The sequence below is a fragment of the Herbaspirillum sp. RV1423 genome (genome assembly GCF_000577615.1).
Lineage (GTDB): Bacteria > Pseudomonadota > Gammaproteobacteria > Burkholderiales > Burkholderiaceae_D > Herbaspirillum.
Window position 1 is genome coordinate 1 of the sequence record NZ_CBXX010000057.1, and the last position, 18,541, is coordinate 18,541.

The window sequence follows — 18,541 nt, forward strand, 5'->3', positions numbered from 1 at the left end:
CCCTCGTAGCCATGCAGGCGGCCGATGCCGCTGCGGCGGTAGCCGCCGGTCTCCGCTTCCGCAAACAGGCGGTTGTGGTCGTTGATCCAGACGGTGCCGTTGCGCAAGGCGCGCGCCACGCGCATGCCGCGGTCACCATCGGCGCTCCAGACGCTGGCCGACAAGCCGAACACGGTGTTGTTGGCGCGCGCGACCGCTTCCTTCTCGTCCTCGAACTTCTCGAGCACAAGGAACGGGCCGAAGATCTCTTCCTGCGCAAAGAAGGCATTCGAATCGTCGTGGGCCACCAGGGTCGGTGTCAGGAAGTTGCCCTCTGCAAGCTCGCCGCCCAGGCGCCTGCCGCGCAAAACCACTTCATCGCACAGGTCGAGCGCGCGCTCGACGGCGCCGCCGACGCTTGCCAGCGCCGCCGCATCGATCAGCGGGCCCATGCCCGCGCCCGCCGCGGTGCCTGGTGCCACCACGATCGATTCGAGCGCCTGCTTGAGCGCGCGCTTCATGTCGTCGTAGCGCGATGCATGCACCAGCACGCGGCGCGCGGCGGTGCACTGCTGGCCGGAGATGACGGTCGCCGCCGCCGCGATGCGCGTGGCGATGCTGGCGGTATCGGCCCCCGCATCGGCAAACACCAGGCAGCACGATTTGCCGCCCAGCTCCAGCGACAGCTTCTTCATGGTCGGCGCCGCGGCGGCCATGATGCGCTGTCCGGTGCCGTTCGATCCTGTAAAGCTGAGCACGTCCACATCGGCGGAGGAGACCAGCTCCTGCGCGACGTCGCTGCCGCTCTCGAGCACCAGATTGAGCACGCCGCGCGGCAAGGTCGCGATCGCCGCCAGTTCGCGCAGCACCTGCGCGGTGATCTGGGCGGTCTGGTACGCCGGCTTGACCACCACCGTGCAGCCGGCGGCAAGGGCCGGCGCCAGTGCGCGAATCAGCAGCACGACGGGCGCATTCCACGGAATGATCAGGGCGGCAACGCCTGCCGCTTCGCGCAGGGTGGCCGAGTAGGCGCCCGGTTCGACTTCCATGAAGTGACCCGGCATATGGCGGGTCAGGCCGGCGTAATAACGGATCTCCGAGATCGCCGCGGCCATTTCGCCGCGCGACTGCGCCAACACCTTGCCGTTTTCCTCGGTCAGCAACGCGGCCAGCTCGGGGCGCCGCTCGAGCCCGTCTGCCCATTGCAGCAGGATCATCTGGCGCAGGCGCGCGTCGTGCGACCACGGCGAGTTGTCAAAGGCGTCCCTGGCGGCCGCGATGGCAAGGCGCGCTTCCTCGCGGCCGCTGTCGGCGTACGTGCCGATGGCGCTGGCGTCGGCCGGATTGACGCTGCGGCCGGTGGGGCCGTTGCCGGCGCCTTGCCACTGGCCGTCGATGAAATTGAGTGCGTTCAGAGTGCGCATGTTGGCGAGTCTTTCTTGCTGAGGTTTTGCATGCCTTCCCATCGGTGCACGAGGCCACTGTGGGGAATCGAGAACAGGTCGAGCAGGCGGCCGACGGTATGGTTGACGATGTCGTCGATGGTTTGCGGCTGCGTGTAGAAGGCCGGCACCGGAGGGAAGATGATACCGCCCATCTCGGTCACGCTGGTCATGTTGCGCAGGTGTGCCAGGTTGAGCGGCGTTTCGCGCGCCAGCAGCACCAGGCGGCGGCGTTCTTTCAGGATGACGTCGGCGGCGCGGCTGACCAGGTTGTCGGCCAGGCCGTTGGCGACGCCGGCCAGCGTCTTCATTGAGCACGGCGCGATGACCATGCCGGCCGACTGGAACGACCCGCTGGCGATCGTGGCGCCGATATCCTTGACGTTGTGGACCACGTCGGCCAGCGCTTCGATATCGCCGCGCTTCATCCCTAGTTCCTGCTGCGCCGTCATGACGCCGGACGACGAGATGACCAGGTGGCTTTCGCAGGCGCCCGATGCGCGCAGCTGTTCGAGCAGGCGCACGCCGTAGATGGCGCCGCTGGCGCCGGTGATGGCGACGATCAGGCGTGGCCGTGGGGCGGGCGCGTTCATGCCGGCCTCGCCGTGCTGTCGGCCCAGCTGACGGTGGCGCCGCTGACCACTTCCTGGTCCAGGTCGATCTCGTCTTCGCCGGGCACGCGCACTTTGGTAAACACATGCCCGTGGTACGAAACCGGTTTGGTAGCGTCCAGGCCCATCTTGGCGCTGATGCCCTGCTGGTGCGCGGGCGCGGGCTCGCCGTTCGGACCATCCATGCCGACGGTGGTCGAAGGGTCGAGCACCGAGCCCTGGGCGCCGGCGATGACGATCAGGTCGCGGTCGGCCTGGAAACGCGTGGCGACCGCCCATTCGACCTGCACCGGATCGTGGACGTCGACGTCGTCGTCGACCACCGTCACCTGCTTGATATCGTAGTGGGCGCCGAACGCGCCCAGGATCACGTTCTTCGGCTCGCCCTCGCGCCGCTTGGTGAACTTGACGAACAGGTGGTAGCGGCCGACGCCGCCGATCGACAGGTGCACGTCGAGCACGCCCGGGAAGCTGCGCTGAAGGTGCGCGAGCAAGGTCGCCTCGCGCGGGATCGATCCGAGCAGCAGGTGCTCCATTTCGGCCGGCACGATGGTGTGAAAGATCGGATTGGTGCGGTGAGTAACGGCCTCGACCACGATCACTTCGCGGTTTTCGCGGGCGCTGTAGTACTTGGGGAATTCGCCGAACGGTCCTTCCGGCTCGCGCACCCGCGGCAGCAGCTTGCCCTCGATGACGATCTCGGCGGAGGCCGGCACCCGCACCTCGCTGGTCAGGCATTTCACCACCGGCAGCGGCCTGCCATGCAGGGCGCCGGCAATTTCCAGCTCGTCATGGTCGATCGGGGTGATCGCCTGCGAGGCGAGCAGGGTGAGCGGGTCGGCGCCGATCACCACCGCCACGTCCAGTGGCTGGTCGTTCGCTTCGGCCTGCTGGTAGAACGCAAACAGGTGACGCGGCAGCATCAGGATCGCCATCCGGTCCCTGGCGTGCACCTGGATGCGGTTGATCGAGACGTTCTGGACCCCGGTCACAGGGTTGCGGGCGATTACCAGGCCGGCCGTGATATACGGCCCGTTGTCGTGTTCGCTATGTGTGGGGATCGGCAGCAGCGCCTGCATGTCGATGTCGCGGTGTACCACTTGCTGGCACGGCGCGTCGGCGCCAGCGACCTCGCGCCATGGCAGCGGATTGTCGGCGGCGCGGCGGAATGCCGCCAGCAAAGCGGACTGCTCGACGTTCATCGCTTCCGCAATCCAGGCACGGCGCGACATGAAACCGGAGACCACGGGAATTGCGTGTCCATCCGGTTTGGGAAAGAAAGCGGCCTGCTTGCCGTCGAGGCGCTTGGCAATCGCCGCCAGCCGGTGCTTGAGCGGCACGCCGTCGCGGATGACCGCCACACGGCCGGTGGCGCCAAGGTGCGCCAGCCACTGGCGCAGGTCGGCGGCCTTGCCGCGAGGGGAATCACTGTTATTCATTTTCGATATCCTTTGGGTGGGCTGCGGCGGCGCGCTTGCGCCGCGGTACCTGATGGTTATGCGGCCGGGCGCTCAGGCTCAGCCTGATCGCGTTCGTCGATCCCGACGATTCGGCGTTCTTTCGCGCCCATCTTGTCGTGTCCGCTACCGTGAAACAGCGTTCCCAACAGTCCTTTTTCCAGGTCGCTGGTGCCGAACAAGGCATCGCAGATCGGGAAGGTCAGGTTGAAGTTGTGCGTTGCCATCAGCTCCGGATGGTGGTGGATCACATGCATGCGGCGCACCGAATTCACCAGCGGGACACTGTCGAGGAACGGGCTGTCGACGACGTGCGAAAGCGTGTGCAGCGCTTCGTACATCAGGAAATAGCCCGCCATGGTGATCATCGCGATGTAGCCGGCGTTGGCCGACCATAACCAGCCGATCAGCAGCGCCGGCGGCAGGGCGGCCAGCACGAACATCACCGGCGCGAAGGGTGGGAACAGCAGCGCGCGCCATGCCTTGTGGCCTTCATACTCGAGCGTCACGTGGGTGAAGAACTGGTGGTGCGTGGCGCAATGGCGTTTGTACACCGCGTTGAAATACTTGCTCGGGCGGTGCAGCAGGTAGCGGTGTGCGGCCCACTCGGCCCAGTTGCCGAACAAGAAAATCGGAATCGCGACCAGCCATTCCTGCCAGCTGGTCACCCCGAGCTGGAACAGGCAATAAGCGATCACGCCTCCGGTAAACAGCAGGGTGAAGCCAAGGTGCATTTCACCCCGATACCAGCTCGGCGTGTCAGCCAGGTATTGATCGCGGTAGCGGTTCGAGCGCTGGCGGATTTTCTGATCTTTAAGATGCATGATGTGTCTCCTCTGGTGGGCAAGGTGGTGTGGTTCAGGTCGCGTCCGGCGCGTCGAGCTTGCCGATCGTCTCGGGTACCATCAGCGCGCCGACCAGGAAGATCAGGCTGATGGCACCGAGGAACAGGGCGAGCGTCATCGGCACATGGGCCGGCGTTGGCGAACCGAGCGAAACGAAGGTGGGCAAGATGCCGCCGATGGCAAAGCCGAGGTTCCACGACAGGCCGGTGCCGGTGGCGCGGATAGCGGTGGGAAAACGCTCATTGAGGAAGATCAGGATCGGCGCATAACCGGCGCTTCCCAGCATGCTGAACACGATGACATACAGCGCCAGCGTGAAGGTATCGGTCACGCCCGGCATCATCAGGGCGATTGCCGGCAGCAGGATCAGGCGCGCCAGGCCGACCCATAGAAAGGTCCTCTTGCGGCCGATAAACGTGCTGAGGTGTCCGGTAGCCACTGAGATGACGATCACGGCGATGCTCGATAGCATCATGATGACGCCAGCCGTATTGGCGGGCGTGTGGTTGACCACCTTCAGGTAGGTCGGCAGGAAGCCGGAGGTGAGGTAGTAGCCGCTGCCGCCGCCAATGGTGATGAGCAGGTTGACGAACAGGATCGAACGGTAGTCGCGTGAAAACAGCGTGCGCAGCGGCGATTTTCTGGCCTTGGCGTTCTTCTTCGCTTCCTGCATTTTCTTGAACATCGGCGACTCTTCCAGCTTGCTGAAGATCGTGATGCCCAGCACCGCGCTGATAATGCCGGTAAAGAACATGCAGCGCCAGCCCCACACATCGAAGGCGTCGCCCGGGAAAATGGTCGACATGACGTAATAGGTGAGCGAGGCGATCAGCGCGCCGAGGCCGGCGCCGCCACCGCCGATCAGGCCCGACACCGCGCCGCGCCAGCGCGGTGCGACCGACTCGGTGCCGATCGTATGGGTCGCGGCGACGACGCCGCCGACGAACACGCCCTGGACCAGGCGCAGCAGCAGGAACAGGATGGGAGCGGCTATGCCGACGGTCGCCACCGTCGGCAGCGCGCCGAACAAGGCGGTCGAGACGCCGACGCCGACCATCGATACGATCATGGCGCGCTTGCGGCCATGGACGTCGGCGTAGGTGCCGAACAGCGCGGATCCGAGCGGACGCATCAGCAAGGTGACGCCGAACGAAGCATAGACGGCGGCCAGCGACAGCATCGCGTGTTCGGAAGGGAAGAACAGGCGGCCAATCACCGGCGCCACGAACAGCAGGAGAAACAGGTCGTACAGGTCGAGCGACCAGCCGACGCACGAGGCGATCACCGCCCTGAGGACGTGGCGGTTGCCTTCCCGCTCGGCGAGTGTGGTGGGATGGGTGGTGATGACAGCCATGATTGTCTCCTGATTATATGTAGTCGCGGCGCCAGGGCGGAACCGCGATGGACTTCGATATCGATCGTCGCTTATTCAATCTGTTGAGATCAGCGATCTTGGGTGCACTGTTCCTGAGCGCGCGTGTGGCGCGCGTGGCGGCTCGCAACGATGGCGTCAGCAATCTTTTCCGCCATCATGATGGTGGGGATATTCGTGTTCGCCGAAGGCAGGCGCGGCATCAGCGACGCGTCCACCACGCGCAGATTCGCCACGCCGTGCACGCGGCCTTCATGATCGGTGACGGCGCTGCGGTCCGCGGCCAGCCCCATCCGGCAGGTGCCGCTCGCATGCCAGACCCCGAACACGTTCTTGCGAATGAACGCGTGCAGCGCCTGCTCGTCGGCCAGCAGTGCCGACATGCGCTGGCCGCCGGTGACGAAGGTCTCGATGATCCAGCGCCGCAACGGCGCCGGCGTGTCGAGCATGGCGCCGAGCACGGTGGTCAGGGCCGCGTTGGTGTTGGTGAAACGGCTCAACGCCTTCACGCGCGGCGAGAACGCGGCCGGGAAGAAGTCGTCCGGGTGGCGGTGCAGTGCGGTGTGCTGGACGACCTGGGCCAGCGTGCGAACGCCAATGGCCATGCGGCGCACATCGCGTTCGTCGGCGAGCAGGTTCAGGTCGACCTGGGGCGCGGTCATCGGATCGCGCGACGTCAGCTGCACCTGGCCGCGCGAGTACGGCCGGTTGCACCACAAGAAGAACAGGCCGAGCCGGTTGCCCAGCTGATGCCAGGCGGCCCGGGTCGCGCTCGACATGTACATATCGGACACGTCGCAACCGTCCAGGCCCGAAGAAAAACGCGCCGCGGTCATGCTGGCGCGGCGCCGTGAGAGGGGCATGCGGAACTCTGGTTCGAGGAAGTGGCAGAAGGTCAGCGACGGGTGGTCTTGCAGATTGCGGCCGACGCCCGGCCGGTCGGCGACCACGCGAATACCCAGTGTGGTGAGCGCCGTGGCGTCGCCGATCCCCGCGTGCAGCAACAAGGCGGGCGACTGCAGCGCGCCGGCGCACAGGATCACTTCGCCGGCATCGAACCTGACGCGCGTCCCTTCGGCGTCGAACGCGACGACTCCGCACGCAATGCCGTTTTGTAGCGCGATGCGTTCGACCTTGGTATCAGCAAGGATCGTGAGATTGGCGCGTGCGCGCGTCGCCGGGTCGAGGTAGGCGACGGCGGTGGAGACGCGCCGGTCGTCCAGGTTCGAAAATGCGGCGGAGAACATGCCGTCGCCGAAGTCGCCGTTCTGGTCTTCCAGGAACGGCAGGCCGGTGCGCCGCAGGCCGTCGGCGAAGGTGGTGCAGAATGGCGGCCAGGCATTCGGCGGGATGCGCCGGATCGGCACCGGGCCGCTGCCGCCGTGCAGCACCGACTCGCCGAAGTCGACGTCGCGCTCGAGCTTGCGAAAGTACGGCAGCACATCCTTCCAGGCCCAGCCGGCGGCGCCGTGCGCAGCCCAGTCGTCGTAGTCGCGCGGCAGGCCGCGGTTTGCCGCCTGCACGTTGATGCTCGATCCGCCGCCCATCACCTTGCCCTGTTCGTAGACCTTGAGCGGGGCGGCAGCGGTGGCCTTTGCCTTCAGGCCCGGCCAGATATAGCGGTCGCCACAGAACAGGGGCATCGGATAGCTGTCGAGAATCTCCTTGGGGACGGCGCCCGGCGGGGTGTCGGCGCCGGCTTCGATCAGTGCGACGCGTATGCCGGGGTCGGCCGAGAGCCGATTTGCCAGCACGCAGCCTGCCGAGCCGCCGCCGACGATGATGTAGTCGAATCGTTCGCCTGCTGTCTGCACCATAGTCTCCCGTGTTGTCAAATGTGCGGGTCCGCCGCCTGTGCCGGAGTGATCTTTCGGCCGCCGACGTGATCAAGAGTAGCCCTTATTTATCATCTCTTCTAATAATGAATATTTATGCGTGGTATCACGAACAGTGATATTTTGGCGGTGACCGGGCTCCGACCCTGCGGCCAAAATGTGTGCGATGATGGAGGCGTCATCCGCAGCGGATTGTGCAATCCGCACTGAAGATGATGAATCGGGCGCGGGGCGCGCGTCAGGTGCGATACCAGCGCTTGGGGGAGAGGAAATGTCAGCTGCCGTACGTATATTGCAGGGAAAATTCGGGCGGGTCGCCCTGCTCGACATGGATCGGCCGCTGGTCACCCACGGCCATTCCCAGTGCCATGTCCTGATCAAGGTGAGCGGCGAAGACACCTTCTTTTCGGTGCGCGACCGGCTCTATCCGCTGACCGACCAGACGGTCGTGCTGGTGAACTCCTGGGAGCCGCACGCCTACACCCACCACAATCCGGATGCGCCCGGCACCGTCATCCTGGCCTTGTATATCGAGCCGATGTGGCTTGGCGAAATTGAAAAAGCATTTATTGCGAGCGGCAGTCCCGGCTTCTTCCCGCAGGCCTGCGTGCAGATATCGAAGCCGGTCAGCGCGCTGGCGAACCGGCTTGCCATGCGGATGCTGCACGGCGAGGAGTTCGGTGCGCATCAGGTCGAGATGCTGCTGTCGAACCTGATGCTCGCCGTGATCGACACGTTCTCCGAGTGGCGCTCGCTCGACGCGCCGCGCAAGGCCGCGCTGGCGCATGCGCCCGATGCGCGGATCCGGCGCTCGCTGTCCTACCTGCGCGCCAACGTCGGCGTCGATCTCGACATCGACAAGCTGGCCGCCGAGGCGTGTCTGTCGCGCGCGCACTTTTTCAAGTTGTTTCAACAGGACACGAGCCTGACGCCGAACCTGTACGTCAACGTGCTGCGCATCGAAGCGGCCATCGATGGGGTGACCCATACCCGCGACTCGCTGATCAGCCTGTCCGACAGCCTCGGCTTCAGCGCCCAGAGCCACTTCACCCGTTTTTTCCAGCAGCACCTGGGCGCGCTGCCGAGCCAGTACCGCAAGGTGGTCGACCTGTATGACCAGCCATCCTGAATTCGGGAAAAAAACAGACTGTACGGTAATTCCCCGCACTCCCCGGTAACGCGCTTCGGACGAAGCGGGCCTACACTTTTTGCACGAACCATGCTGCAATAAGGCCACCACTGTGAACCAGATTATTGAATTGCCCGCCGAGGACCATGCCGGCCCGGCGCGCGCCGCTCCGCAAGGCCACGTCGGCCGGGCTGCGCTGCGCGTCGAGGACGCCGCGCTGCTCTCTGGCCGCGGCAGCTACACCGACGATGTCGGCGTCAAACCCGGCACGCTTCACGCGGCCATCCTGCGCTCGCCGCACGGCCATGCCGAAATCCTCTCGATCGACAGCAGCGAGGCGTTGAGCCTGGCCGGCGTGCGCGCCGTGCTGACCGGCGCCGACGTTGCCGCCTGGGCGACGCCGTTCGCGGTCGGCGTCAAGCAGCCGATGGAACACTGGCCGATGGCGATCGAGCGCGCCCGCTATGTCGGCGAGCCGGTCGCGGTCGTCATGGCCGAGAGCCGCTACATCGCCGAAGATGCGCTCGACCTGATCAAGGTGAACTACCGCCAGCTGGCGGCGGTGGTCGATCCCGAGCTGGCCCTGGCGCCCAACGCGCCGGTGCTGCATGCGGCGGTCGGCTCGAACCTGGTCAATGACCGCCATTTCAAGTATGGCGAGCCGGAAGCGGCGTTCATCGGCGCCGCGCGCACGGTCTCGATCAAGGTCCACTATCCGCGCAATTCCTGCACGCCGATCGAATGCTTCGCGGTGGTGGCCGAATATCTGGCCGGCGACGAGGGTTACGACGTGCTGTCGAACTTCCAGGGCCCGTTCGCGCTGCACCCGGTGATGGCGCGCGCCCTGAAGGTGCCGGGCACCAGGCTGCGGCTGCGCGCGCCGCGCGATTCGGGCGGCAGCTTCGGCACCAAGCAGGCGGTGTCGACCTATGTGGTGCTGCTGTGCCTCGCTTCGCGCAAGGCTGGCGCGCCGGTCAAGTGGATCGAAGACCGGCTCGAACACCTCCAAGGTTCGGTGTCGTCGACCAACCGCGTCAGCACGATCGAAGCGGCGTTGACCGTCGACGGCGAGATCATCGCGCTGCGCTACCACCAGATCGACGATTGCGGCGCCTATCTGCGCGCGCCCGAACCGGCGACGTTCTACCGCATGCATGGCATGCTGACTGGCGCCTACAAGGTGCGCCACCTGGCCGTGCACAACCAGGTGGTCCTGACCAACAAGACGCCGTCCGGCCTGGTGCGCGGCTTCGGCGGACCGCAGGTGTACTTTGCGCTCGAGCGCCTGATGCAGCGCATCGCGGTCGAACTCGCGCTCGATCCGCTCGACGTCATTCGCCGCAACCTGATCGGCGCCGACGCCTTTCCGTACCGCGCGCCGGCCGGCTCGCTGTACGACTCCGGCAACTACCAGCTGTCGCTGGCGCTGGCGGTGGAGCAGGGCGGGCTGGCCGAACTGAAGGCGCGGCGCGACCAGGCGCGCGCCGAGGGCCGGCTGTACGGCATCGGCTACGCCGCCATCGTCGAGCCGTCGATTTCCAACATGGGCTACATCACCACCGCGCTGACCGCGGACGAGCGCGCCAAGGCGGGACCGAAGAACGGCGCCAATACCAGCGCCACCGTCGCGGTCGACGCGCTCGGCAGCGTCAGCGTGATGATCGATTCGGTGCCGCAAGGGCAGGGCCACCGCACCGTGGTCGGCCAGGTGGTGGCCGACGTGCTGGGCCTGGAGCCGTCCGCCATCATGGTCAACGCCGAGCTGGATACGCAAAAGGACGGCTGGTCCATCGCCGCCGGCAATTATTCGAGCCGCTTCGCCGGCGCCGTGGCCGGCACCGTCCACCTCGCCGCGCTCAAGGTGCGCGCCAAGCTGGCGCTGATCGCCGCGCCGCTGCTGGGCGTGACGCCCGACCAGCTGGTGTTCGCCGGCAGCAAGATTTTCGCGCGCGACAATCCGGAGCGCAAGCTGCCGTTCCACCGCGTGGCCGGCGGCGCGCACTGGTCGCCGGCCAGCCTGCCGGACGGCATGGCGCCGGGCGTGCGCGAGACCGTGTTCTGGACCCCGGAGCAGTTGCAGGCGCCCGACGAGAACGACGTCATCAACAGTTCCGGCGCCTACGGCTTCGTGTTCGACATCTGCGCCGTGGAAGTCGACACGGCCACCGGCAAGGTGCGCATCGACCGCTACGTCACCTCGCACGACGCCGGCCGCATCCTCAATCCGGCACTGGCCGACGGCCAGATCCGCGGCGCCTTCGCGCAAGGCCTGGGCGCCGCGCTGATGGAAGAATTCGCCTACGGCAGCGACGGCAGCTTCCAGTCCGGTACCTTCGCCGATTACCTGGTGCCGACCGCCTGCGAAGTGCCCGAGCCGGTCATCCTGCACATCGAAACGCTGTCGCCGTTCACGCCGCTGGGCGCCAAAGGGCTGGGCGAGGGCAACAACATGAGCACCCCGGTGTGCATCGCCAATGCGGTGGCCGACGCCATCGGCGTGGCCGACCTGCGCCTGCCGCTGACGCCGTCGCGCCTGCACGGCCTGCTCAAGTTCACCGATCCGGCGCCGAGCAAGCCGCGCGCTGCGCCGGCGCTCAAGGCGCCGCAGGGCGGCCATGCGCTGGCGATGTCCGGCTCGGTCGAGTTGCCGGCCACGCCGGAGCAGGTGTACGCCGTGCTGCTCGATCCGGACGCGCTGGTCAAGGTGATTCCCGGCTGCCATGCGCTCGAACAGGTCGGGCCGAACCACTACCGCGCCGACGTCACCATCGGCATCGGACTGGTCAAGGCGCGCTATGCGGCCGAAATTCGCCTGTCCGACCTCGATCCGCCGCACGCGCTTTCGCTTGGCGGCAAGGGCGTCAGCTCGCTCGGTTCGGCCGAGGGCGCCGGCCAGATCCGCCTCGAAGCGTCGGGCAGCGGCACGCGCCTGTCGTACGACTACAGCGCCGCGGTCAGCGGCAAGGTGGCGGCGGTCGGCGGGCGCATGCTCGAAGGCGCCGCCAAGATCGTGTTGCGCCAGCTGTTCGAACAACTTGGCCGCCAGGCCGGCGGCGCCGGCGCCGCGCCACCGCGTTCGTGGTGGCAGCGCCTGCTGCATGCATTGGGAGTCGCGAAATGAAGCCATCCGCATTCGATTACATCCGCGCCGACAGCGCCGAGGAAACCGTCAGCCTGCTGGCCCGGCACGGCGAGGAAGCGAAAATTCTCGCCGGCGGCCAGTCGCTGATGGCGATGCTTAACATCCGCCTGGCGCAGCCGGCGATGCTGGTCGATATTTCGCGCTGCCGCGACCTCGACTACGTCCGCGTCGACAAGGGCCAGCTGGTGATCGGCGCCGCCGCGACCCAGGCCAGCGTCGAGAACCGCGCCACCCTGGCGGCCGAGGTGCCGCTGCTGGACCTGGTGTTCCCGTATATCTCGCATTTCCAGATCCGCAACCGCGGCACCGTGTGCGGCTCGGTCGCCCATGCCGACCCGAGCGCCGAGCTGCCCTTGTGCCTGACCGCGCTGCAAGGGGAGGTGGTGCTGCGCTCGAAGGCGGGGCGGCGCGTGCTGAAGGCCGACCAGTTTTTTCAAGGCATGCTGGTCACGGCCGTCAAGCCCGGCGAGATCGTCGAGGAAGTGCGCTTCCCGCTGCGCGAGCAGGGCGCCCGCTACGCCTTCGAGGAGGTGTCGATGCGCCACGGCGACTTCGCCATCGCCGCGCTGGCGGCGGTGGTGACCGATGGCGCGATCGAGCTGACGGTGGGCGGCGTCGCCGACCGGCCGCAACGCAAGCGCTGGCCGCGCCTGGCCGGCGCCGACCTGGAGGGCGCGATCAACGATTTTGCGTGGGAGCTCGAGGCCCAAAGCGACGGCCACGCCAGCGCCGAGTACCGGCGTCACCTGGTGCGCCGTCTGGGGCGCGAATTAATAGCAACTGCAACAGCAAAGGCAAGCGTATGAAACTCTACGAAAAACACACGGCGTATCCCATCACGCTGACCCTGAACGGGGTACAGCGCAGCGCCCCGGCCGAAGCGCGCATGCTGCTGTCGGACTTCCTGCGCCACGAACTGGGCGCGACCGGCACCCACGTCGGCTGCGAACATGGCATCTGCGGCGCCTGCACCGTGCGCGTCGATGGCGTGGCGCAGCGCTCGTGCATGCAGCTGGCGGTGCAGGCCGACGGCCGCAAGGTCGATACCGTCGAGGGCCTGAACTGCGGCGCCGACAGCGAGCTGGGCGACCTGCAACAGGCGTTCAAGCGCCACCATGCGCTGCAGTGCGGCTTCTGCACGGCCGGCATCCTGATGTCGAGCAGCCACTTCCTCGAACAGGTGCCGGATCCTACCGAACAGCAGGTGCGCGAGATGCTGTCCGGCCACCTGTGCCGCTGTACCGGCTACACCAATATCGTCAATGCCGTGCTGGAGGTTGCAGCGCAGCGCATGGAAAGGAGCGAACATGCTTGATCTTGGCCGCAGTTTCCTGGCATCGGTGGAACGCAGTCCGGACCAGCTCGCGCTGGTCGATGGCGACCTGCGCCTGAGCTATGCCGGATGGTTCGAAAAAGTGAGGGCGGTGGCCGGCGGCCTGCAGGCGATCGGCCTGCGGCGCGGCGACCACCTGGTCGTGCTGCTGCAGAACCGCTGGGAGATGGCAACCCTGCATTGGGCCTGCCAGTTCGCCGGCGTGATCGTCACGCCGCTCAACTGGCGCGCCAAGCCTGATGAAATCGACTATTGCGCCAGCGACGCCGAGGCGCGCGCGATCGTGTTCCAGGACGTCTCGGCGGACGCCGTGGCGCAGTCGTCCGTCGCGCAGTCCTTGCCGCGCATCGCGGTCGGCACGGTCGATCCGGCCGCCGGCGCCACGCTGTCGTTCGAGCAGCTGCTGCAAGCGGCCGCGCCGGCGCAGCTGCTGGGCGCCGGCTGCGACGACTGGTCGCTGATGCTGTACACCTCTGGCACCACCGGCAAGCCGAAAGGGGTGCCGCGTCGCCACCGCCATGAGCGCGCCGCCGCGCTGGCCCACGTCGCCCAGAACCTGTACGGGCGCGGCGAACGCACGCTCGGCGTGATGCCGCTGTATCACACGATGGGCGTGCGCTCGCTGCTGGCGATGGCGCTGGTCGATGGCTGCTTCGTGTGCGTGCCGAAGTTCGACCCGCCGGCGGTGCTGGCGGCAATCGAGGCCGAGCGCATCACCAACCTGTACCTGGTGCCGACCTTGTACCACGACGTCGTGGCGCATCCGGATTGCGCCGCCACCGACTTGTCGTCGGTACGCAAGCTCGGTTTCGCCGGCGCCTCGATGAACGAAGCGCTGTTAAAGAAGCTCCATACGCTGTTTAACCCCGAGCTGTTCGTGAACCACTACGGTTCGTCCGAAGTCTATACCTTCAGCATCGACTCGGACGCGGTGAAAAAGCCCGGCAGCGCCGGCCGGGGCGGCATCAACCAGCGCATCCGGGTGGTGCGCCTCGACGGCGGCGACCCGGAGCTGCCGGCGGCGCGCTACGAGGAGGGCGAGATCATCGCCGACCTGGCCGGCGACGAGTCGTTCGAAGGCTACTGGAAGCGCCCTGACGCCGACGCCAAATCGCTGCGCGGCGGCTGGTACTTCACCGGCGACACCGGCTACGTCGACAAGGACGGCGACCTGTTCGTGTCGGGCCGCACCGATGACATGATCATCAGCGGTGGCGAAAACATCTCGCCGGTGGAAATCGAGAGCCTGCTGTCCTTGCACCCGGCGGTCGACGAAGTGGCGGTGGTTGGCCTGGCGGACGCGCGCTGGGGCCAATGCGTGACCGCCTTCATCAAGCGCCGCTCGGCGGTCACCGAGGCCGAACTTGACGCCCATTGCCGCGCCTCCGGCCTGGCCAATTTCAAGCGGCCGCGCTCCTTTGTGTTCGTGGTCGAGGTGCCGCGCTCGCCGGTCGGCAAGCTGTTGCGCCGCAAACTCGTGGCCAACGAGTACGAGCCCGAAGCCGGGCAGTCGGTCGCGCCGGCGCATTCCATTGCCCCATCCAACTAACAATCAATCGCATTCACAAAAAGGATCCACCATGACCCAGCTTTCCCACCCTGCGCACTCCCTGCTTGAACACCTCGACGGCTTTTCGGTCATCATCGATGCCGAGCGCGAGCGCGCCGACATCGTGCTTGACCGTCCGCCGTTCAACATCATCTCGATGGCGCAGCGCGATCAGCTGCGCCTGGTGTTCGAGTCGCTCGACGAGAATCCGGCGGTGCGCGTGATCGTGCTGCGCGCCGTCGGCGAGCACTTCTCCAGCGGCGGCGACATCCGCGGCTTCCTCGACGCCACGCCGGAGCACGTTTCGAAGCTTGCCTGGAACATCGCCGCGCCGGCGCGTTGCAGCAAGCCGGTGATCGCCGCCAATCGCGGCTTCTGCTTCGGCGTCGGCTTCGAGATTTCGCTGGCATGCGACTTCCGCATCGTCTCCGAAACGGCGCGCTATGCACTGCCCGAGCAGAAGCTGGGACAGATTCCCGGTTCGGGCGGCTCGGCGCGGCTGCAGAAAATGGTCGGCATCACGCGCACCAAGGATGTGGTCATGCGCTCGCGCCGCATTCCCGGCCAGCAGGCATACGACTGGGGCATCGCCACCGAATGCGTGCCCGATGCCGAACTCGAACGCGCCACCGATGCGCTGGCGGAGGAGCTGCGGGTGTTTTCGCCGATTGCCCAGCGCACCGCCAAGAAGCTGCTCAACGACACCGAAGACTCGACCCTGGCGATCGCCATCGAGCTCGAAGGCCATTGCTACAGCCGCCTGCGCGGGTCGGACGACTTCCGCGAGGGTGTCGAAGCGTTCCACCAGAAGCGCAAGGCCAACTTCATCGGCAGCTGAGCGGACGCAGGATGTTGCAACGCGTGCTTATCGACGCGGCCGGCGGGCCGATCGAGCTCGAAGCCGAGCTGATCGGCTCTGGCGCGCGCCTGATCGTCTTCCTGCACGAAGGCCTCGGTGCGCTGGCAGGCTGGGGCGACTGGCCGCGCACGCTGTGCGCCGCTGCCGGTTGCCGGGGCCTCGTATTTTCGCGCTACGGCTACGGCCGCTCGCAGCGCCGTCCTCCTGGCCAGGCGTGGCCGTCCGATTACCTCGGCATCGAGGCGCGCGAACACTTGCCGGCGTTGTTGCATGCGCTCGCCATCGATCCGGCGCGCGAGGCGCCGATCCTGTTCGGCCACAGCGACGGCGCCACCATCGCGTTGCAGTACGCTGCTGCCTTCCCGCAGGCCGCCGCTGCCGTCATCGTGCTGGCGCCACACCTGTTCGCCGAACCCATTGCGCGCGCAAAAATCGAACAGCTGCGGCAGGGATGGCACGACGGCCGGCTGCGCGCCAAGCTGGAGCAATTGCACGACGACCCGGATCAGGTGTTCATGGGCTGGAGCGGCTGCTGGCTCGCGCCTGCGTTTCAAGGGTGGAGCATCAGCGACACGCTCGCGGCGATCCGCTGCCCGACACTCGCCATTCAGGGCACGCTAGACCAATACGGCACCCTGGAACAGCTAGCCGAATTGCAGCGCCGGGTTCCGCGCGCCGAATTGTTGACGCTGGAAGGGTGCCGCCACGTCCCGCATGAAGAACAAGCCGAGACGGTGCGCGATGCGGTAGTCGCGTTCTTGTCGCGCCTGCCGGCCTGAAGGTAGTGGCGCCAGCATGGCGTTGCCATCGGCTGCCCTATATTACGATGTCCCGATGTAGCCGGCGAGGGGAGCGTTCTTGTCCACATTTTCTGTGCGTTAAGGTGTGGATAACCGGGCCAAAGCTGGGTTTTCCCATAGGGGAGGGGACCGGTTGCCTAAACGGCAGGCAGAGCACAAGGAAGGACGGCTCCCAACCAATTGGGGCCGCCCCGCTTTCAAGCGTCGCGCCAGCAACCTCGCTGGCACGCCCCTTGAGCCGCCGCTTGCGCTGTGAAGCCGGCCGCGGCCCGTCCCGAAGTCGCCAGGTGACATCAAGGGCAGTGCCAGCAAACCCGCTGTCACGGCCCTTGAGCCGCCGCTTCGCTATGAACCCGGCGCACCTGGCGCCTAACAGCACGTGGGCAGCACGGGCCGCGGTCACCCGTTCCTCAATCCCCAATTCAGCCCCCCCTGAAGGGTGAGGGGGGCTTGCTTGGGGATAAACGACGGAACGGGCTAGAAACTGCGGCCCGTTACCTCGCTGCCTTGGACCCCACCCATCCCCACCCTGCCCGTGAGGGCAGGGCTTTCCCCACCCCCCGCCCGCCCCAGGGCGGGAGCGAGAGAGTTCGAGCGAGAGGATCAATTCCTGGTTCTCCGTCTACTTCTCGAACAACATGAGCAAACGCACCATCAATGGTTTGGACGAGCACCAAAAAGCCTTCGTTAAATTGATCGAAGCGAACGCGCGGCGTCATCGCAAGCATGAAGTCTTTCGCGACTTCTGTGAAATGGCGGCGATTTCGCTCAGTAATGCGGTCGACTTCGCGCAAGCCGAAAAACGCGAGGCGCGCTACATGCATCTCATTGGCCGCTACGAGCGAGCCGAAGTCGACCGCTTTCCCCAGATGCTGGGCCACATCGTCCAGTCGCTCGAGGCCGGGTTCCACGATTGCCTTGGGCAGCTGTTCATGGCGCTGGAGTTGGGCGACCACTGGAAAGGACAGTATTTCACGCCATACGAAGTGGCCTATTTGATGGCCGAGCTGGGCTGCGGGGACGTGGCTGCCCTGGTGGAAGAGCACGGCTATTTCACGGCGAACGAACCTGCTTCCGGAGCGGGGGCGATGGTCATCGCCCTCGCAAACTGCATCCGCAACAAGGGCCTGAACTACCAGCGCTGCCTGCACGTCACGGCGCAGGACTTGGACGAAACCGCCGTGCACATGACTTATATCCAGCTGACGCTGCTGCACGTGCCGGCCGTGGTCATTCACGGCAACTCGCTTTGGCCCAAGGGCACGGATGCGCAGTGGTATACGGCAGCGCATGTGCTTGGTGGATGGCGCGGCCTACTGGCAAGACGGCGTGCGGTCACTCACGCGCCCACCAGCGGCGAGACGCCGGCCGTCCAATTGCCCGTACTGGAGCGCGCTGCACCTGCGGAGCCATCGGGAAAGGGCCGGCCGACGAAGGCGCGCTTCGTAGATACGAGGCAGACCACATTGTTTGAATAAGTCCCGAATGCTCCGGCCCCTGAGGGTTCGGCAATTAACCCGGACTTTCGCGCGCGAAAGTCCAAACACGACAGGCACATGCCATGAAGATAAAGCCCAAAAGATTTCGAGCTTACTGGAGCAATGATTTTTACAATTCCGGCACGCGCCAGGTGAGCGCGCGCTTTTTCTCCGTCAAGCGCAGCTACACCACGGACGACATTGCGGCGATCGGGGCACTGGCAGTCGGCGACACGTGGAAGAGCCAGCACTACGGATCCGCACACACCGTCACCCGTATGGCCTGATCGTTGAAGCACAATCGAGGTCGTGCGCCTCAACGACCTTGAAGTGAGAACGACCCGCTTTCAAGCGTCGCGCCAGCAACCTCGCTGGCACGCCCCTTGAGCCGCCGCTTGCGCTGTGAAGCCGGCCGCGGCCCGTCCCGGAGTCGCCAGGTGACATCAAGGGCAGTGCCAGCAAACCCCGCTGTCACGGCCCTTGAGCCGCCGCTTCGCTATGAACCCGGCGCACCTGGCGCCTAACAGCACGTGGGCAGCACGGGCCGCGGTCACCCGTTCCTCAATCCCCAATTCAGCCCCCCCCTGAAGGGTGAGGGGGGCTTGCTTGGGGATAAACGACGGAACGGGCTAGAAACTGCGGCCCGTTACCTCGCTGCCTTGGACCCCACCCATCCCCACCCTGCCCGTGAGGGCAGGGCTTTCCCCACC

Annotated in this window: 15 protein-coding genes; 9 read left to right on the plus strand and 6 right to left on the minus strand. The window is 66.2% G+C overall.

All coding sequences use genetic code 11. The features are described from left to right. The 6 genes from RV1423_RS26890 to RV1423_RS26915 all read right to left on the minus strand — a co-directional run. A partial coding sequence (locus RV1423_RS26890; RefSeq protein WP_034303677.1) for an aldehyde dehydrogenase family protein occupies positions 1 to 1,403 on the minus strand: 1,403 nt, incomplete at its 3' end. Further along, positions 1,391 to 2,014 carry a UbiX family flavin prenyltransferase gene (locus tag RV1423_RS26895; RefSeq protein ID WP_034303678.1) on the minus strand — a complete coding sequence of 208 codons (624 nt, stop codon included), beginning with the start codon at positions 2,012 to 2,014 and terminating at the stop codon, positions 1,391 to 1,393. The genes RV1423_RS26890 and RV1423_RS26895, both read right to left, overlap by 13 nt. Beyond that, positions 2,011 to 3,471: a UbiD family decarboxylase gene (locus tag RV1423_RS26900; RefSeq protein WP_034303679.1), complete on the minus strand. Its 1,461-nt coding sequence runs from the start codon at positions 3,469 to 3,471 to the stop codon at positions 2,011 to 2,013. The genes RV1423_RS26895 and RV1423_RS26900 overlap by 4 nt, the downstream gene beginning before the upstream one ends. Positions 3,472 to 3,527: 56 nt before the next feature. Further along, positions 3,528 to 4,313 carry a sterol desaturase family protein gene (locus RV1423_RS26905; RefSeq protein WP_051516992.1) on the minus strand — a complete coding sequence of 262 codons (786 nt, stop codon included), beginning with the start codon at positions 4,311 to 4,313 and terminating at the stop codon, positions 3,528 to 3,530. 34 nt (positions 4,314 to 4,347) lie between these two features. Next, positions 4,348 to 5,688: an MFS transporter gene (locus RV1423_RS26910; RefSeq protein ID WP_034303680.1), complete on the minus strand. Its 1,341-nt coding sequence runs from the start codon at positions 5,686 to 5,688 to the stop codon at positions 4,348 to 4,350. Positions 5,689 to 5,777: 89 nt separating this feature from the next. Continuing rightward, positions 5,778 to 7,523, minus strand: coding sequence for a GMC family oxidoreductase (locus RV1423_RS26915; protein WP_034303681.1), 1,746 nt, complete (start codon positions 7,521 to 7,523; stop codon positions 5,778 to 5,780). A gap of 289 nt (positions 7,524 to 7,812) precedes the next feature. Between RV1423_RS26915 and RV1423_RS26920 the strand changes: the two genes are divergently transcribed. The 9 genes from RV1423_RS26920 to RV1423_RS26960 all read left to right on the plus strand — a co-directional run bounded on the left by RV1423_RS26920 (position 7,813) and on the right by RV1423_RS26960 (position 18,118). Further along, positions 7,813 to 8,670 carry an AraC family transcriptional regulator gene (locus tag RV1423_RS26920; RefSeq protein ID WP_034303682.1) on the plus strand — a complete coding sequence of 286 codons (858 nt, stop codon included), beginning with the start codon at positions 7,813 to 7,815 and terminating at the stop codon, positions 8,668 to 8,670. A 112-nt stretch (positions 8,671 to 8,782) separates the two neighbouring features. After that, positions 8,783 to 11,791, plus strand: coding sequence for a molybdopterin cofactor-binding domain-containing protein (locus RV1423_RS26925; protein ID WP_034303683.1), 3,009 nt, complete (start codon positions 8,783 to 8,785; stop codon positions 11,789 to 11,791). Beyond that, positions 11,788 to 12,618 carry a xanthine dehydrogenase family protein subunit M gene (locus tag RV1423_RS26930; RefSeq protein ID WP_034303684.1) on the plus strand — a complete coding sequence of 277 codons (831 nt, stop codon included), beginning with the start codon at positions 11,788 to 11,790 and terminating at the stop codon, positions 12,616 to 12,618. Before RV1423_RS26925 ends, RV1423_RS26930 begins: the two co-directional genes overlap by 4 nt. Next, positions 12,615 to 13,127 carry a (2Fe-2S)-binding protein gene (locus RV1423_RS26935; protein WP_034303685.1) on the plus strand — a complete coding sequence of 171 codons (513 nt, stop codon included), beginning with the start codon at positions 12,615 to 12,617 and terminating at the stop codon, positions 13,125 to 13,127. Before RV1423_RS26930 ends, RV1423_RS26935 begins: the two co-directional genes overlap by 4 nt. Next, a complete protein-coding gene (locus RV1423_RS26940; RefSeq protein ID WP_034303686.1) occupies positions 13,120 to 14,694 on the plus strand; it encodes an AMP-binding protein in 1,575 nt (524 codons plus the stop codon). Before RV1423_RS26935 ends, RV1423_RS26940 begins: the two co-directional genes overlap by 8 nt. Positions 14,695 to 14,725: 31 nt before the next feature. Next, entirely contained in the window at positions 14,726 to 15,532 is an 807-nt protein-coding gene (locus RV1423_RS26945) for an enoyl-CoA hydratase/isomerase family protein (RefSeq protein ID WP_034303688.1), read from the plus strand. A gap of 23 nt (positions 15,533 to 15,555) precedes the next feature. Further along, positions 15,556 to 16,332 carry an alpha/beta fold hydrolase gene (locus RV1423_RS26950; protein ID WP_231502528.1) on the plus strand — a complete coding sequence of 259 codons (777 nt, stop codon included), beginning with the start codon at positions 15,556 to 15,558 and terminating at the stop codon, positions 16,330 to 16,332. A 659-nt stretch (positions 16,333 to 16,991) separates the two neighbouring features. Beyond that, positions 16,992 to 17,831 carry an N-6 DNA methylase gene (locus RV1423_RS26955; RefSeq protein ID WP_051516993.1) on the plus strand — a complete coding sequence of 280 codons (840 nt, stop codon included), beginning with the start codon at positions 16,992 to 16,994 and terminating at the stop codon, positions 17,829 to 17,831. Positions 17,832 to 17,914: 83 nt separating this feature from the next. Continuing rightward, positions 17,915 to 18,118 carry a hypothetical protein gene (locus RV1423_RS26960; protein ID WP_034303692.1) on the plus strand — a complete coding sequence of 68 codons (204 nt, stop codon included), beginning with the start codon at positions 17,915 to 17,917 and terminating at the stop codon, positions 18,116 to 18,118. Positions 18,119 to 18,541: the final 423 nt, after the last annotated feature.

Coding starts and splice junctions, on each gene's coding strand:
- RV1423_RS26895 (WP_034303678.1), bottom strand. CDS start 2,014: ATGAACGCGCCCGCCCCACGGCCACGCCTGATCGTCGCCATCACCGGC.
- RV1423_RS26900 (WP_034303679.1), bottom strand. CDS start 3,471: ATGAATAACAGTGATTCCCCTCGCGGCAAGGCCGCCGACCTGCGCCAG.
- RV1423_RS26905 (WP_051516992.1), bottom strand. CDS start 4,313: ATGCATCTTAAAGATCAGAAAATCCGCCAGCGCTCGAACCGCTACCGC.
- RV1423_RS26910 (WP_034303680.1), bottom strand. CDS start 5,688: ATGGCTGTCATCACCACCCATCCCACCACACTCGCCGAGCGGGAAGGC.
- RV1423_RS26915 (WP_034303681.1), bottom strand. CDS start 7,523: ATGGTGCAGACAGCAGGCGAACGATTCGACTACATCATCGTCGGCGGC.
- RV1423_RS26920 (WP_034303682.1), top strand. CDS start 7,813: ATGTCAGCTGCCGTACGTATATTGCAGGGAAAATTCGGGCGGGTCGCC.
- RV1423_RS26930 (WP_034303684.1), top strand. CDS start 11,788: ATGAAGCCATCCGCATTCGATTACATCCGCGCCGACAGCGCCGAGGAA.
- RV1423_RS26935 (WP_034303685.1), top strand. CDS start 12,615: ATGAAACTCTACGAAAAACACACGGCGTATCCCATCACGCTGACCCTG.
- RV1423_RS26940 (WP_034303686.1), top strand. CDS start 13,120: ATGCTTGATCTTGGCCGCAGTTTCCTGGCATCGGTGGAACGCAGTCCG.
- RV1423_RS26945 (WP_034303688.1), top strand. CDS start 14,726: ATGACCCAGCTTTCCCACCCTGCGCACTCCCTGCTTGAACACCTCGAC.
- RV1423_RS26955 (WP_051516993.1), top strand. CDS start 16,992: ATGAGCAAACGCACCATCAATGGTTTGGACGAGCACCAAAAAGCCTTC.
- RV1423_RS26960 (WP_034303692.1), top strand. CDS start 17,915: ATGAAGATAAAGCCCAAAAGATTTCGAGCTTACTGGAGCAATGATTTT.